This is a genomic window from Variovorax sp. HJSM1_2, assembly GCF_049316285.1.
GTDB lineage: Bacteria > Pseudomonadota > Gammaproteobacteria > Burkholderiales > Burkholderiaceae_C > Rhodoferax_B.
The window spans coordinates 22,753-38,381 of sequence record NZ_JBMOXA010000025.1; the positions used below are offsets into that span (position 1 = coordinate 22,753).

Genomic DNA, 15,629 nt, shown 5'->3' on the forward strand with positions numbered 1-15,629 from the left:
CATGGCTGCCCCCCAGGTGTCACCTGAGATGTTTGTCGCCATGGCGCGGGAGGCCTTGGCCTCCCAGCCGTTCAGCCAACTGCTGGGCACGCGCCTCAACAGCGTGAGCCCGGGGCAGGTTGAACTGGAACTGGACCTCACGCCGCAACTGCTGCAGCAACACGGCTTTGCGCACGGTGGTGTGCTGAGTTACCTGGCCGACAACGCACTCACCTTTGCGGGCGGCACGGCCATGCAGGTGCCGGTGGTGACGTCGGAGTACAAGGTGAACTACGTGCGACCCGGTGTGGGCGAGCGCTTGATCGCGCGTGCCAAGGCGGAGCACGTGGGCGCTTCGCAAGCGGTGTGCACCTGCGAGGTGTTTGCGGTGACCGCAGGGGTTGAAAAACTCTGCGCGCTGGCCCAGTGCACCATCGCGCGCCTGCCATCCAAGGCGGAGGCCGCTTGACGCTGCGCCGCACGCTCGACTTCCTGCTGTTCGACTGGCTGGAGGTCGAGACGCTGAACCAGCGCCCGCGATTTGCCGACCATTCGCGTGAGACTTTCGATGCCGTGCTGCAAACCTGCGAACGTATCGCCCGCGACAAATACGCGCCACACAACCGCACGGTGGACACCCAAGAGCCACACTTTGATGGCGAGCGGGTGGTGCTGCCCGAGGCCACCCACGCCGCGCACCGCGCGTATGCCGAATCCGGCATGTTGGCGGCTGCGCAAGACTATGCGATTGGCGGCATGCAGCTGCCCTACAGCGTGCAGGCGGCGGCCAATAGCTTTTTCGCCATGGCCTCGGTCAGCATCAACGCCAGTTTGTTGACCACCGGCAATGCCAACCTGCTGATGGTGCACGGCACGCCGCTGCAGCAGCAGGTGTTTGCGCACAATGAGTTCTCTGGCCGCTGGGCCGGCACCATGTGCCTGTCGGAGCCGCAGGCAGGGTCGAGCCTGGGTGACATCACCACACGCGCCGTGCCCGATGGCGAAGCCTTTGCGGCCGACCCGCTGGGCCCGCGCTACCGGCTGGTTGGCCACAAGATGTGGATCTCGGCGGGCGACCACGAGCTGACCGAGAACATCGTGCACATCGTGCTGGCGAAAATCCCGGATGAACACGGTCGCTTGCCTGCGGGCACGCGTGGCATCTCGCTGTTCATCGTGCCCAAACACATGGTTGATGAACACGGCCAACTCACCGGCGTGCGCAACGACGTGGCGCTGGCCGGGCTGAACCATAAGCTTGGGTGGCGCGGCACCACCAACACGCTGCTGAATTTTGGCGAAGGCAAATACCCGGTGGATGGCCGCGCTGGTGCCGTAGCTTATCTGGTAGGTCAGCCCGGTGAGGGCTTGCGCTGCATGTTCCACATGATGAACGAAGCGCGCATCGGCGTGGGCATGGCCGCCACCATGCTGGGCATGGCGGGATACCACGCGTCGCTGGACTATGCACGCAACCGCAGCCAGGGCCGGCCCGTGGGGGCGACAGGTAAAGATGCGGCCAAGCCGCCGGTGCGCATCATCGAACATACCGACGTCAAGCGCATGTTGCTGGCGCAGAAAGCCTACTGCGAAGGTGCTCTGGCGCTGGAGCTGTATTGCGCACGTTTGGTCGACGAGCAACACACGGCCGATGCCGCCACGGCTGATGTGGCCCGGCTGCTGCTGGAAGTGCTGACGCCCATCGCCAAAAGCTGGCCCAGCGAATGGTGCCTGGAAGCCAACTCGCTGGCCATACAGGTGCACGGCGGTTATGGCTATACGCGCGATTTCCCGGTAGAGCAATACTGGCGCGACAACCGCCTCAACATGATCCACGAGGGCACACACGGCATCCAGGCCGCCGACCTCCTGGGCCGCAAGGTGTTGATGGAGCAGGGGCGGGGCCTGCAGTTGCTGACCGAGCGCATCCACGCCACGGTGGCGAAAGCCTGTGACGTGGCCGCATTGCAGAACCACGCCAGCGCCTTGAAGTTGGCATGGCAGCAGGTGCTGCACGCCACAGAGTTGGCTTGGTCCGCTGGCGACCCCAGGCTGGCATTGGCCAACGCCGTGCCTTACCTGCAAGCTTTTGGCCACGTGGTGATGGCGTGGATCTGGCTGGATCTGGCCTGCTGCGCGGCCACAAAGGCGGCGCAGGATGCATACTCCTCGAGCACAGGTGTAAGCTATGCCAACGCCTACTTCTATGCCTACGAACTACCGAAGATTGGCGCGTGGCTACAGGTGGTCGAACATTGCGATTTGACCTGCGCCAATATGCCTGAGGATCGTTTTTAGTACAGTGCCACCATGACCAAAGCCAAAAACATCAAGCGCCTGCAAAACCTCATCTGGGTGCTGGTTTATGGTGGCTTGCTGAGCTTCATACTCGGCCTGTTCACACAACGCGTAGATGCGGAACTGGGTACCTCTTTGTCGTGGTTTGGGGGCGTGGTGGCGTTGCTGGGCTTCGCGCTCATCTACGTGCGTTCACGCCTCAAACTCACTCCTGACTAGCTCTCACTCATCAGCATGATCAAACACATCGTTTTCTGGAAATTCAAAGAACACGCCGAGGGCGCCACGCGCGCCGAAAACACCGCCAAGGCCCGTGCGCTGCTTGAAGCCTGCGCCAACCTGGTGCCGGGCATTCTGAAGTTTGAAGTCATCACCGCCCAGCCCGGTTGTGAAACCACCGAAGACCTGGCGCTGTACTCCGAGTTCGTCGATCAGGCCGCGCTAGACGCCTACCAGAACCACCCGCAGCACGTGGCCTTGAAGCCGTTTATCGGCGCCACGCGCGACACGCGCCAGTGTATGGACTACGTGGTTTAAGGCCAGTGTTGCCGCGCCTATGCCCAAGATAAAAAATCAATAGGAGACAAGCGATGACCCGTACCGTGCAACAACTCTTCGACCTCAAGGGCAAGACCGCTTTGGTGACTGGCGGCTCACGCGGCCTGGGCCTGCAGATGGCGCAGGCGCTGGGCGAGGCCGGTGCGCGCATCATGCTGACCTCGCGCAAGGCGGGCGACCTGGAAGAAGCCTCTGCCTCTTTGCAGGACCTGGGCATAGACACCCGCTGGATCGCCGCCGACTGCGGCAAAGAGGCTGACATCGAGCACCTGGTCAGCGAAACGCTGAACCGCATGGGCGCCATCGACATCCTGATCAACAACGCCGGTGCCTCCTGGGGCGCGCCGGCTGAGGAGCACCCCGTGGCCGCGTGGGACAAGGTGATGGACCTCAACGTACGCGGCTATTTCCTGCTGAGCCAGCAGGTGGCCAAGCGCAGCATGATAGAGCGCAAGCGCGGCAGCATCATCAACATCGCGTCCGTTGCCGGACTGGCCGGCAACCCGGTGGAGATGCGCACCATTGCCTACAACACCTCCAAGGGCGCGGTGATCAACTTCACGCGCGCGCTGGCGGCCGAGTGGGGGCGCTACGGCATACGCGTCAACGCCATTTGTCCCGGTTTCTTCAAGACCAAAATCTCAACCGTGTTGATTGAGACCCTGGGCGAAGAGAAGATGGTTGCCCATGCACCTTTGCGCCGCCTGGGCGACGATGAAGATTTAAAAGGCCTGGCGCTGCTGTACGCCAGCGATGCGGGCAAACACATCACCGGCCAATGGCTGGCGGTGGATGGCGGCGTGAGCGCCGTGCTCGGGGGATAAATTGGCAGAGCAAAAAGTGTCTCTTGGTTTTGGTGTTCCGATTCCGTTTGTCGATCACCTCGGCTTTGAGCTGGTGCGTTTTGAAGACGGCCAATCACAAATCGATTTCAATCCGCGCCCCGAGCACATGAACTCGTTCAACGTAACCCATGGCGGCGCCATCATGACCCTGATGGACGTGACCATGGCGGCCGCTGCGCGCAGCGTGCAAGCCGAGATGGGGGTGGTCACCATAGAGATGAAAACCAGCTTCATGCAGCCCGCCAAGGGTGCGCTGCGCGGCGTGGGCAAGCTGCTGCACCGCACAACCAAGATGGCCTTCACCGAAGCCCAATTGCTCGACGCCCAGGGCCGCCTGTGCGCCCAGGCCACCGGCACGTTCAAGTACGTGCAGCGCCCACCCGCGCAAGCGGAAGACGCCACCCATAACGCGATGCAAACCACCCAACACCCTGCCACCGACTGAGCGACCTCCTCAGCGCTGGTGTTTCTTCTTCTATTTCTTCCCACGATCACCATGGCACAGAACAAACAAATCCTGCTCGACAACCGCCCCCAGGGCGAAGCCACGGTCAGCAACTTCAAACTCGTCACGGTAGAGACGCCGGCGCTGCAAGATGGCCAGGTGCTGGTGCGCCACCACTACCTGAGCCTGGACCCCTATATGCGCGGTCGCATGAACGACAGCAAAAGCTACGCTGCGCCACAAGCCCTGGGCACACCGATGATAGGCGGCACCGTGGGTGAGGTGATCGAGAGCCGCAACGAGCGTTTCAAGCCGGGTGATCACGTGGTCGGCATTGGTGGCTGGCAGCAGTATGCGGTGGTTGATGCGACGCAGATTGGTTATCTGCGCAAGGTCGACACCACACACGTGCCGCTCAGCGCCTACCTCGGCCCCGTGGGCATGCCCGGCGTCACCGCCTGGTATGGCCTGATGCGTATTTGCGAACCCAAGGCCGGCGAGACCGTGGTGGTCAGCGCGGCCAGTGGCGCCGTGGGCAGCGTGGTCGGGCAGCTCGCCAAGTCGCGCGGCTGCCGCGCCGTGGGCATTGCCGGCGGGCCGGACAAATGCCGCTATGTGGTCGATGAACTCGGCTTCGATGCCTGCATCGACTACAAGGCGCACGCCAACGCCCGTTCCTTGTCGCTGGCCTTGAAAGAGGCCGCGCCCGATGGCGTCGATGGCTATTTTGAAAACGTCGGCGGCATGGTGCTGGACGCGGTGCTCTCGCGCATGAACGCCTTTGGCCGGATTGCGCTGTGCGGCATGATTGCCGGCTACGACGGCCAACCCATGGCGCTGGCCAACCCGTCCTTGCTGTTGACGCAGCGCCTCAAGTTGCAGGGCTTCATCGTCGGGGAACACATGGAGGTGTGGCCCGAAGCGCTGGCCGAGCTTGGCAAGGGTGTGGCTACCGGCCGGATCAAATACCGCGAAACCGTGGCGCAGGGCATTGAGGCTGCGCCCGAGGCGTTTCTCGGCTTGCTCAAAGGCAAGAACTTCGGCAAGCAACTGGTCAAGCTGATTTGAACTTCAGGAGCCTCCCATGTCCGACCTGATCCTGCACCATTACCCCATGTCACCGTTTGCCGAGAAAATCCGCGCGGTGCTGGGCTACAAACAACTGGCCTATCAATCGGTGTTGATGCCGCGTGTCATGCCCAAGCCCGAGTTGCAGGCGCTCACCGGCGGTTATCGTCGTGCGCCGGTGCTGCAGATCGGGGCTGACGTTTACTGCGACACCGCGCTGATCTGCGATGTGCTGGAGCACAGAGCGTCCACACCGACCTTGTACCCGCCCGCCGTCAAGGGCGCCACACGCATCATTGCGCAGTGGGCTGACACCAGCCTGTTCTGGGCGGCCATGGCTTACAACCTCAGCCCCAAGGGGGCGGCGGCACTGTTTGCCGGTACACCCGAGGCGGTCGCCAAGGCGTTTGTGCAGGACCGTGCGGCCATGGCCGTGGGCATGACGCGCTTGCGGCCAGGGGATGCCACAGCCGCTTATAGAAGCTACCTGCGCCGGCTGGCCAACATGCTCAGCGATCAGCCTTATCTGCTGGGCGATGCACCTTCGCTGGCCGACTTTTCCGCCTACCACCCGCTGTGGTTCAGCCGTGTCATCAACCCGGTGATGGCCGACATTCTGGACGCCACGCCGGGATTGCTGCCGTGGATGGATTCGATTGCGGCGTTTGGCCACGGCAGGCCCGCAGAGCTGAGTCCACTCGACGCCATTGCAGTCGCCGCCGCCAATACTCCTGCGCCACTGGCCGACGAGCCGTTTGTCGACGAACACGGCATTCCACTCGGCAGCCGTGTCACGGTCACGCCGGAAATTTTTGGCCATGAAGCCACGGAAGGTGAGCTGCTCGCCGCTACACGCATGCACTACACGCTGCGACGGCAAGACGAGCGTGCGGGCACGCTGCATGTGCACTTTCCGCGCATAGGTTATGTGCTGAGAAAAGCAGAAGGCTGAAAGCCGGTCCGGCTTTCTGGATTGGCCGCAGGCAAACCTAACGGAGACAAGTCACCATGCTCCACGATCTCAAAGGCAAGACCGCCGTGCTCACAGGCGCCGGTTCCGGCTTCGGCCTCGAATGTGCGCGCATCGCCGCAGCCCGAGGCATGCAGCTGGTGCTGGTGGACGTGCAGCAAGATGCACTCGACCGCGCCGAAGCCGAACTCACCGCTGCCGGCGCGCAGGTGCTGGCACGCCGGGTCGATGTATCGAATGCAACGCAGATGGAGGCACTGGCCCAAGACGTGCAGCAGCGTTTTGGCGCGCCGCATTTTGTCTTCAACAACGCCGGTGTGGGCGCGGGCGGTTTGCTCTGGGAAAATTCGGTCCAAGACTGGGAGTGGATACTGGGTGTGAACCTGTGGGGCGTGGTGCACGGCGTGCGCCTGTTTGTGCCCATGATGCTGGCTGCCGCCCAGGCCGACCCGGCCTACCGTGGCCACGTGGTCAACACCGCCAGCATGGCCGGCCTGTTGGCGCCGCCCAATATGGGCATCTACAACGTGAGCAAACATGCGGTGGTGAGCCTGACCGAGACGCTGTACCAGGACCTGCGCCTGGTCAGCAGCCAAGTCAGCACCAGTGTGTTGTGCCCATACTTCGTGCCCACCGGCATACACCACAGCGAACGCAACCGGCCCGCAGCGGCGGCTGCCAGCTCTTGTGCCACACAAAGCCAACGCGTGGGCCAGGCGATGGTCGATAAAGCCGTGTCCGCCAGCAAGGTCTCGGCCAGTGATGTGGCGCAGCTGGTGTTTCATGCGCTGGCCGCTGACCAGTTCTATATCTTCAGCCACCCGCAAGCGTTGGGCGCGGTGCAAACGCGGCTGGAAGACATCATGCAAAGCCGCAGCCCCAGCGACCCGTTTGCCCACAAGCCGGAACTCGGCGAGCAACTGCGCGCGGCGTTGCGGGCCGGCCAGAAGTCTTGAAGAAAACTGGTCTCTGGCGCACTATGGATAAGCGGCGATTGCTTTTGAATTGATAGCAAATCCTGCCATGTCGCCGTCCCTGCACCACGCGTTTTTTGACACTCCTCTAGGCCGCTGCGGCGTGGCTTGGGGCACATCAGGCTTGTGCGCCGTGCAATTGCCCGAAGTGAATCCGGCCCGCGCGCTTGAGCGCATCCACAGCCGTGCACCCGGCAGTGTGGAAGCCACGCCGCCAGCGGCGGTGCAGCAGGCCATGGACCGCATTGCCGCCTTGCTTGGTGGTGAGATGGACGACCTGTTGGACATTGCGCTGGACATGCATGGCATCTCGCCGTTTTATCAAAGGGTCTACGCCTTGGCGCGGCAGATTCCCCCGGGCCAGACCACAAGCTACGGTGCCATGGCCGAGGCGCTGCAAAGCCCAGGCTCCGCACGTGCCATAGGGCAGGCGCTGGGCTTCAACCCTTTCGCGCCCGTGGTGCCCTGCCATAGGGTGTTGGCGGCAAACGGCGGGGCGGGAGGTTTTTCGGCGGCTGGCGGGCTGAATACCAAGCTGCGCATGCTGGAGATTGAGCGGGCGGTGTTAGGGCAGGGGCCTGGATTGTTCGACGCGCTCTAGGCTCCCTCTGGAGGGCCGATGCGGCTCGGGGTGTTGATAAGGTTTTCATATCAACCATCCTCAGAATTCATCAGTATCGGTGGCGAAGTGTCATTTTTAGAATCGTTGCATGACCTCAACGACTCAACATCGCTCCATTGAAATCGGGCCACTGCCAAACCCTTTAGACCCCGGCGTACTGCGGCTGTTGGCGCAAGCCGAACCCGCCACCATTGGCCATTTTCGCGAGCACGGTTTCATCCATCGCCGCGTCAAAGCCCTCAACAGTGTGCAAAGAACCGTGGGCACAGCCGTCACGGTCAGGCTGCACGGCCTGGATGGTTCGGTGCTGCACCATGCGCTCGGACAGTTGCGGCCTGGCGACTTCCTGGTGGTCGACCGCGACGGCGACGACACCATCGCCTGTATCGGCGGCGCCAGCGCTCTGGCGGCCAGCGTCCGGGGCGCGGCGGGCATCATCGTCGACGGATGTGTCACCGACATCCAGGAACTGCGCGAGATCGGCCTGCCCATCTGGGCCCGAGGACTGAGCGCGCGCACCACCCGCAGCGAAGGCTTGCGTGGCGCCTTTTGTGTGCCCGTGAGCTGCGGCGGCGTCACCGTTCGACCTGGCGATGCGGTCCTGGCCGACGAAAACGGCATCCTCGTTTTGCCGCCCGATGAGATCGAAAGTGCGGCCTTGCAGGCGATTGCATTGCAGGAGCGAGAAAAAGAAACGCTGATCAAGTTGAGAAACGGGCAGACCTATCCCGAAATTCTGGGCACCACCTTGCACTACACCACCCGAGCCACTTCATGACCACAAAGACCCTCCAGATGCCTGCCGAATTTCCATCGCTTCGCCAGCTTGCCGCTGACCTGCGTTCCGGCAGAACCTCAAGCCTCGATTTGACCCAAGACTGCCTGCAGCGTATTGCCCGCTTCGATGCCGCATTCCAATGCTTTATCGCGGTGTATGCGGATGAAGCCCTGAAGGCGGCCGCGCAAGCTGACGCAGACCTGGCCTCTGGCGTGGACAAGGGGCCGTTGCACGGCATTCCGGTCGCGCTGAAAGACCTGTTCGACATGAAAGGCAAACCCACGACGGCGGGCTCGCCGCTGTTGCTGCAGAACCTGGCCGCACAAAATGCCGAAGTTGTGGACCGGCTTGAACGCTGCGGCGCCATCATCGTGGGCAAGACACATCTGGTGCAGTTTGCGCTGGGCTCCTGGGGTACCAACCAACACATGCCTACGCCGCGCAACCCCTACGGCTCTACTGATGTGACATTGGTCCCTGGTGGCTCGAGCAGCGGCTCCACCGTGGCTGTGGCCGCGAATCTGGTGCCATGGGCGCTGGGCACCGATACCGGCGGCTCGGTGCGTGTGCCGGCGGCGTTTTGCGGCATCGTGGGTTTTAAGCCGACGATTGACGCGCTGCCCAGGCAGGGCGTGTTCCCATTGAGCCAAAGCCTGGACAGTGTGGGTGTGTTGACGCGTTCCATTGACGATGCACACATCTGCTTTGAAGCCCTGCAGCCAGCACCACGAGTGGCCGGCACAGAACCTGCTGCGTCGAAAAGAGTGGGCCATCTGCTGCCGAATGAACTCTCGGCGTTGCTTCCCGATGTGGCCCGCGCTTACGCCACCAACTTGGCGCAGTTGGCGCAGGCCGGTTACACCTTGGTGCCATTCGAATTTCCGGTGGCCATTGAAGCTTTCAAAAGCGTGACAAATGCCATCATGATCACCGAAGGGGCTGCGGCCAACGCGCGTTTTCTGGCAGATGCAGAAGCGCCCATCGATGCGTCAGTTCGCCCGCGCCTGGTGGCCGCGAGCGCTACCTTGGCTGTCGACTATTTGCATGCACAGGAAACAGCCGCCCAGTGGAAACTTCAGTTCGCCGACAGCATGAACCGGCTGGACATCTCGGCCGTAGTGATGCCTACCACCACATGCACCGCGCCGCGTATTGAAGAGGTAGACCACAGCCAGGCGCCGGTGCACTTCACCCGGCCGATGAATCTGTTGGCGCTGTGTGCGCTGTCGCTGCCCGCTGGCTTTGATACGAACGGCCGCCCCATTGGCTTGCAGCTTGTGGGACGTGCGTGGGACGACCGGCGTCTGCTGGCGGTCGCCGCCGCGATGGAAGAAGTGGTGCGCCCTGTCAATACCAGCCCTCTAGAGGTCGTCGATGCGTAAGCTAACTCTTGCCCTTTCTTTGGTTGCCGTAACCCACATGGCGATGGCCGAGGACTATCCGGTGAAACCGGTGCGCTTGATCGTGCCGTTTCCGCCGGGCGGCAGTGTGGATCTGGTGGCGCGCCTGGTGGGCAAGAGCTTGTCCGACAGCTTGAAGCAACCCTTCATCATCGACAACAAGCCCGGCGCCTCGGGTAATATCGGCGCGGACTTTGTGGCGAAGTCGCCGCCCGATGGCTACACGCTGTTGGTGGGCAGCGCGGGGGTATTTGCCGCCAACCAATACCTCTATGCCAACCCACCGTTTGACCCGCAGAAGGTGTTTGCACCGGTGATGCGCGTGGTCGATCAGCCCAATATCCTGGTAGTGAGCCCGAGCTTTCCGGCGAATAACCTCAAGGAGTTGATTGCGCTGGCAAAAGCCAAACCCGGCAAGCTTACGTTTGGCAGCGCGAGTGTCGGGTCGGCCCAGCATTTCTCGGCCGAAGTGCTGATGCAGCAAGCTGGGGTGGAATTGCTGCACGTGCCCTACAAGGGTGGCGCGCCTGCGCTGACGGATTTGATGGGTGGGCAGATCGACTTCCTGTTCGATACGTCACCCACCGCTCTGCCGTATGTCAAAAGCGGCAAGCTGCGCGCCTTGGCCATCACCAGCGGCCAGCGTTCACCGTTGCTGCCGGATGTACCTACGATGAAAGAGGCCGGCCTGCCCAACTTTGAAGTGGTGACGTGGACCGGCATTGCGGCACCAGCCGGCACACCCAAACCCGTCGTTGACAAACTCAACGCCTCGATCAGAGCAGCGCTGCGTGGCGATCTGCGCAAGCAGTTGGAAGAGACTTCGCTGATTCCGGCCGACGGCTCGCCCGAAGACTTCCGCGAGTTCATACGCAAGGATGCGGAAAACTACGAGCGTCTGGTCAAGACCGCAAAGATCACGCCGCAGTAGTTGCGCGCAGTCTAGGGATCACCATCACGGACGCTGCGGCGTCCGTTCTTCATGGTGCAGATCGACTTTGCAGCGGTGCTGTTCAGTGGGTGATGAATTGGTGATGAATGGGTGATTGGCACGCGCCTTGCACCCTATCCTCAAGCTGCGTCATTCGTCGTAAGCTGTTGCTTGAAATTTGCAACGACACCGCCACAGGATAGCCACGAGGTTTGCATCGATGAGATTTACGTTAAGCCAACTGCAAGCATTCGCCTGTACCGCTCGCCTCGGCACCGTACACGCTGCGGCGAAACATCTCAGCCTGACCCAGCCAGCGGTTTCCAACCGCATCCGGGAACTGGAAGACCAGATGTCGATCAAGCTGTTCGAGCGCCACAACCAGCGCCTGCAGGTCACGCAAGCGGGCCGCAACGCGTTGGTCTATGCCGAGCGGGTGCTGGCGTCCGCGCAGGAAATGGCGCGGCTGGATTTGACCGACTCCATCAGCGGGCTGATCCGCATCGGCGTGGACGAGTCCTGTGCCATCGTCGGCATGCCGCACATTCTGCGCGACCTGAAGGAAACCCACCCCAGCGTGCGCGTGGATCTGAAGGTGGGGGGCGGCGCCGAGCTGCTGGAGAAAATCAACCATGGCGAGCTCGACATGGCGTTGCACACCGGCCGCAGCGACCAGGCCAACGTCACCAGTCTTTTTCTCGGGTGGACCGAACACCAGTGGGTGGCGGCGCGCGATGCGGCGGTGCTGCCGGGGGTCTTCACGCCAGAGCAGGCGATCACGCACCGCATCGTGTGCAACCCGCCACCGTCCACCTTGAACGACTCCATGGCCAAGTGGCTGAAGTCGGGCGGCTTTGAAACCGAGGAGTTCAGCCGCTGCAATTCTTTGTCGTTGATGCTGTCGCTGGTGCTGTCTGACCATGCGATCGCGGTTTTGCCGGTGTCCATCGTGCGAGAGCACCTGGCGTCTGGCGCCATGCGTGTGCTCGACAGCCAGCCGGCCTTGCCCGCAGTGGCGTATTACCTGTCATTTCCGGCGCATCACCACAGCGCCACCACCGCCCGGCTGCGCGACATTGCGCAGCGCAACCTGGCCCTTACGCGGTTCTTTTTGCCAGACGTTCGCGCGGCCGAGCAGGGCGCCTTGGATGCCCTGCCCCCGCTGGTGGGGCAGCCTGAGGGGCCGGTATCTACGATTTAACGGCGATGGACTGGCGCGCTCACATCCAGGCGGTAGCGGTAGGTGGCCATGTCGATCAACTCGCCATAGGCTTTGAGTGAGGTTTCCAATGAAGCTTTCAGTTGGGACTCTAACTGGTCCGCAATACGCTCCCCATCGGCCACGCTAGACGTTTCGACGACGATGTAGCCGTCTTCGCTACCGACATAGGGCACATCGGTCATCAGCGGTTTGGACAGCTCAGCGTCTCCTTCAACGAAGTGCAAGGCCGTGACGCCAGCGGCATCAAGCAAGGCCAGAAGCGGCTGCAACGCGGGCAACATTTTTGCGTCACCCTTGGGCCGCAAGCGTATGAGCGTGACCGCCGCACCCCGTGCGTAACCACGGCTTTCAACCAACTGGCCCACGACGCGTGTTGGACGGATGAACTTGGGTATGTGGTGCTTAGACCAGTCGGTCTGGTTGGCCAGCACCTTGTGGTACGCCGCGCTATCCAGTGCCGCAAAATCCACAGTGTTATAGATTTGCAAATACCGGCCGGAGCCGTTGGTGGATTCATAACGCCTGCCATCCAGAAAACCCGGAATGGCCACACGTTCGGGTAAATGTTCTTTATCGAACCATACATTGAAGTCAGTATCTTCCTCGGGAAGAACCTGCATGGAAGTAATTAATACGCCTGTGCCTTGGAGTAACATATTTATTGAATTAAGCTGGTTTGAGGTTTGGGTAATGGTTTAGTCGAGCTGGATATTCGAGTCGGCAATGACTTTTTCCCATTTCAAACGGTCTTTTTTAATGGTGTCGGCTAAACGCTGAGGTGTTCCGCCATCAATCTCCATGCCTAAACCAATCAATTTTTCGCGGTTTTCTTTTTGATTCAAGATTTCATTGATTTCTTGGTTCAAACGGGAAACGATAGGCGCCGGGGTTTTGGCCGGTGCCACCAACGCAAACCAATGTAGAAGCTCAAAACTGCTGTAGCCGCTGGACTCAGACACGGTGGGCAGGCCAGGATAGGCGGCGGAGCGTTTGGCGGTGGTGATGGCCAGAGCCCTCATCTTCCCGGCCTTGGCCATGGGCAGCGACTCCGGGCCAATGGCCATCATCATCGCCACCTGGCCAGACATCAAATCCTGCATCGCCGGTGCGCCGCCCTTGTAGGGTACGTGGGTCACATCCACACCCGCGCTTCGTTTGTACAACTCCATGCCCAGGTGGCTTGGGTTGCCAGCGCCACTAGATGCGTAGGTGAGGTGGGTTGGTGATGATTTGATGTAGGCCGTCAGTTCATCAAAGGTTTTGACCGGCAGGCTGGGGTTCACCATCACAATGCTGGGGAGTGTGACCACCAAGGCAATGGGCGCGAAATCCTGCTCGGGTGCGTAAGGAAGCTTGCCTTTGTACAGGGTTGGGTTCACCGATAACCCGGCTGTAGAGGCGAGTAATATCGTATAACCATCGGCAGGGGATTTGGCCACATACCCGGCTGCAATCTGTTCTGTGGCACCTGGTTTGTTTTCAATGATAAAAGGCTGATTTAAACGAGCGGAAAGCTGCTGTCCTAAAAATCTGGCTACCGTGTCTGAAGCCCCACCGGGTGGATATGGAACGATCAAACGTACGGGTTTATCGGGGTAATCAGCCGCCATGGTCAGAGTCGGTGCAATTAACAGCGCCGCATAAATGATTTTGCAGATAGTGAATTTCATAATCATCCAAACAATGAAGTGAATTGCATGATACGAATTTCGCTTAATCGCCAAAAGTCATTAATTATTATTGGTAGGCATTCTGAAAATCTATCAAGTCAAGGGCGCCGCGCTGTGCACGGGCCCATGCCATGAGTTCATCCTTCAGCCCGGCCCAGCTTTTAGACCCGGCCTCCAGCACCTAGACCTGATCTGTTGGTAGCCCCCGCAAACGCGTAATGCCCTCATCATTGACCCGGTGGCCCTGCAACTGGAGCGATTTGGCTGCGCTGCAAAAGCACGGCGTGCGCCTGGCGCGGACGGTAGAGTCAGGCCCGTGCCGAGCACATCACCTCCGCAGCCGCACAACTGGTGCATGGCGACACGCTGAAGGTTGGTGATGAAATTCTGCAGGTGTTGCACACAGCCGGCCACACCGCTGGCCGCATGGGCCACCTGTGGCGTGGCCATGTGTTCACCGGCAACACCTAGCTGATCAACGGCTGCGGGCGCACCGACTTTCCATCGGACAGCGCACATGCGCCGCACCAGGCCTGACCGAGGGGGCGTTCAAATTGCCGGAAGAGACCGTGGTGTGGCCGGCGCACGACGACAACGGCAGGCACAGCTCAACCCTCGGCAGCGTGTTTCCCTGGCTCGGGTACTGGCGCATCGGTCTTTTCAACATGGGCAACGCCTGCGTCTGGCGCGAGCGCAATCACTTGGATGCGCTTGTCAGAGCGGTGCGCAACGATTCAAGAATGCCCCTTACGCTACGCCTGTACCTGACGGTGGGCACGCAGTTTTAGGGGCATGGCGTTAGGGCGATAGCGTTAGGACTCTAGCGTTAGGGCAATAGCGCGGAACGCGCAGCGGGCGACGTGAACACGCAGGCCACGTCGTGCGCGCAGCTCGGAACCACGGTGACTTCACGCGTGGGTTGGTTCGCCGCAAGACGCTGCTGGTTGTCGGCTGCGGCATAAGCCAGCGCGCGTTCCAGGCGATAGGGCCCCTGGGCGTTGGCGGCGCAAGATCTGTCCAGGCTTGGGTAGTGGGTGCCGGGGGCGTCGCCGGTGTCGAGTGCGCCCACCAGATAGTGCACATCGGCTGCGGCGTAGGCTTGGCGCGCTTCTTCAGCATTGCGGCCCAGCGTGTCGGGAAGCTTTTCGGTGCTGTACTTCCATCGGTTTTGCCTGGGGCAGGCCGCTTGTGTGGTCGCAACCGGTCTTGCCGCGTCGAAGTACAGCCAGGACCCGGGCGAGGCGACCACGTAGCGCACGCGGGGCGCGCCTGGTTGTGGCGGCGCGGCGAAGCCGATGTAGCGTTGCACCAGCTGAGCCCCTGCAGAGAAGCCGGCGATGGTCACGGTTTGCAGGCTGGGCCAGCGTTGTCGCAGCTCGGTGACCAGTGCATCCAGCGCGGCGAAAGATGAAAATGCACCGCCACCTGCCATCCACGACGCACAGGTCCACAACAAGTCATCGGCTTGGGGCCCGGGCACGCCTTTGGTTTGGCAGCGCGCGGCGCCAGGTTCTGCCACCTGGAACACGGGGGCGACGATCAAGCTTGGCTCTTGTGTGCCAGCAGCTTGTAGTGCGCGCGTTGCAGCATTAAAAGTGCGGTTGGCGTCGCGTGGATGGCCGTGGATGGCGATCAAAGCCGTCGTGGGGCGCGCTGTGTCAACACCCGGCCTGAGCGAGCTGTAGTAGTGCAGCCACCCGCCATCGATGCGCGGGCGGAACGCGGTGTAGCAGGCATCCGAAGCGGCTTCTGTGCAACTGGGGCGAGGCTTGGTCTGCGCAAAGGCGCCGCCTGCCGTGAGCACCAGCCAAACAGCCAAGCTGGCTTGCAGCGCTTGGCGAGTGCGTGGCAGCAGCATCACGCTGGTTT

The 15,629-nt window shown here is 61.5% G+C and carries 18 protein-coding genes; 15 read left to right on the plus strand and 3 right to left on the minus strand.

All coding sequences use genetic code 11. The annotated features are described in order from the left end of the window. The first annotated feature begins 1 nt into the window (after position 1). The 14 genes from ACFQ95_RS20940 to ACFQ95_RS21005 all read left to right on the plus strand — a co-directional run bounded on the left by ACFQ95_RS20940 (position 2) and on the right by ACFQ95_RS21005 (position 12,069). The gene (locus ACFQ95_RS20940; protein ID WP_422834132.1) at positions 2-448 is read left to right on the plus strand and encodes a PaaI family thioesterase; all 447 of its coding nucleotides are present in this window, start codon (positions 2-4) and stop codon (positions 446-448) included. Next, a complete protein-coding gene (locus ACFQ95_RS20945; protein WP_422834134.1) occupies positions 445-2,277 on the plus strand; it encodes an acyl-CoA dehydrogenase in 1,833 nt (610 codons plus the stop codon). Before ACFQ95_RS20940 ends, ACFQ95_RS20945 begins: the two co-directional genes overlap by 4 nt. 12 nt (positions 2,278-2,289) lie before the next feature. Beyond that, positions 2,290-2,496, plus strand: coding sequence for a hypothetical protein (locus tag ACFQ95_RS20950; protein WP_422834136.1), 207 nt, complete (start codon positions 2,290-2,292; stop codon positions 2,494-2,496). A gap of 15 nt (positions 2,497-2,511) precedes the next feature. Continuing rightward, on the plus strand, positions 2,512-2,814 hold the full coding sequence (locus tag ACFQ95_RS20955) for a Dabb family protein (RefSeq protein ID WP_422834137.1): 303 nt from the start codon (positions 2,512-2,514) through the stop codon (positions 2,812-2,814). 53 nt (positions 2,815-2,867) lie between these two features. Further along, positions 2,868-3,659, plus strand: coding sequence for an SDR family oxidoreductase (locus tag ACFQ95_RS20960; protein ID WP_422834138.1), 792 nt, complete (start codon positions 2,868-2,870; stop codon positions 3,657-3,659). A gap of 16 nt (positions 3,660-3,675) precedes the next feature. Continuing rightward, positions 3,676-4,125: a PaaI family thioesterase gene (locus ACFQ95_RS20965; RefSeq protein ID WP_422834140.1), complete on the plus strand. Its 450-nt coding sequence runs from the start codon at positions 3,676-3,678 to the stop codon at positions 4,123-4,125. A 51-nt stretch (positions 4,126-4,176) separates the two neighbouring features. Then, complete coding sequence (locus tag ACFQ95_RS20970; protein ID WP_422834141.1) at positions 4,177-5,193, plus strand: NADP-dependent oxidoreductase; 1,017 nt, start codon at positions 4,177-4,179, stop codon at positions 5,191-5,193. Between the two features lie 16 nt (positions 5,194-5,209). After that, positions 5,210-6,145, plus strand: coding sequence for a glutathione S-transferase family protein (locus tag ACFQ95_RS20975; RefSeq protein ID WP_422834143.1), 936 nt, complete (start codon positions 5,210-5,212; stop codon positions 6,143-6,145). A gap of 56 nt (positions 6,146-6,201) precedes the next feature. Then, the gene (locus ACFQ95_RS20980; RefSeq protein ID WP_422834145.1) at positions 6,202-7,119 is read left to right on the plus strand and encodes an SDR family oxidoreductase; all 918 of its coding nucleotides are present in this window, start codon (positions 6,202-6,204) and stop codon (positions 7,117-7,119) included. Between the two features lie 67 nt (positions 7,120-7,186). After that, positions 7,187-7,738 (plus strand): methylated-DNA--[protein]-cysteine S-methyltransferase, encoded by a 552-nt coding sequence (locus ACFQ95_RS20985; RefSeq protein WP_422834147.1) that lies wholly within the window; start codon positions 7,187-7,189, stop codon positions 7,736-7,738. Between the two features lie 109 nt (positions 7,739-7,847). Continuing rightward, on the plus strand, positions 7,848-8,537 hold the full coding sequence (locus tag ACFQ95_RS20990) for an RraA family protein (RefSeq protein WP_422834149.1): 690 nt from the start codon (positions 7,848-7,850) through the stop codon (positions 8,535-8,537). After that, positions 8,534-9,919 (plus strand): amidase, encoded by a 1,386-nt coding sequence (locus ACFQ95_RS20995; protein ID WP_422834151.1) that lies wholly within the window; start codon positions 8,534-8,536, stop codon positions 9,917-9,919. The genes ACFQ95_RS20990 and ACFQ95_RS20995 overlap by 4 nt, the downstream gene beginning before the upstream one ends. Positions 9,920-9,938: 19 nt before the next feature. Next, a complete protein-coding gene (locus ACFQ95_RS21000; protein ID WP_422834153.1) occupies positions 9,939-10,868 on the plus strand; it encodes a Bug family tripartite tricarboxylate transporter substrate binding protein in 930 nt (309 codons plus the stop codon). Positions 10,869-11,088: 220 nt separating this feature from the next. Further along, positions 11,089-12,069, plus strand: coding sequence for a LysR family transcriptional regulator (locus tag ACFQ95_RS21005; protein WP_422834155.1), 981 nt, complete (start codon positions 11,089-11,091; stop codon positions 12,067-12,069). Here the strand turns inward: ACFQ95_RS21005 and ACFQ95_RS21010 are convergent. After that, a complete protein-coding gene (locus ACFQ95_RS21010; protein WP_422834157.1) occupies positions 12,066-12,710 on the minus strand; it encodes a hypothetical protein in 645 nt (214 codons plus the stop codon). The two genes, ACFQ95_RS21005 and ACFQ95_RS21010, sit on opposite strands and share 4 nt — an antisense overlap. 75 nt (positions 12,711-12,785) lie before the next feature. Next, on the minus strand, positions 12,786-13,760 hold the full coding sequence (locus ACFQ95_RS21015; RefSeq protein WP_422834159.1) for a Bug family tripartite tricarboxylate transporter substrate binding protein: 975 nt from the start codon (positions 13,758-13,760) through the stop codon (positions 12,786-12,788). 554 nt (positions 13,761-14,314) lie between these two features. On the opposite strand from ACFQ95_RS21015, the gene ACFQ95_RS21020 reads away from it, so the two are divergent. Continuing rightward, positions 14,315-14,548, plus strand: coding sequence for a hypothetical protein (locus tag ACFQ95_RS21020; RefSeq protein ID WP_422834161.1), 234 nt, complete (start codon positions 14,315-14,317; stop codon positions 14,546-14,548). Positions 14,549-14,586: 38 nt separating this feature from the next. On the opposite strand, the gene ACFQ95_RS21025 is transcribed toward ACFQ95_RS21020, so the two are convergent. Further along, positions 14,587-15,618 carry a hypothetical protein gene (locus ACFQ95_RS21025; protein WP_422834162.1) on the minus strand — a complete coding sequence of 344 codons (1,032 nt, stop codon included), beginning with the start codon at positions 15,616-15,618 and terminating at the stop codon, positions 14,587-14,589. Positions 15,619-15,629 lie beyond the last annotated feature (11 nt).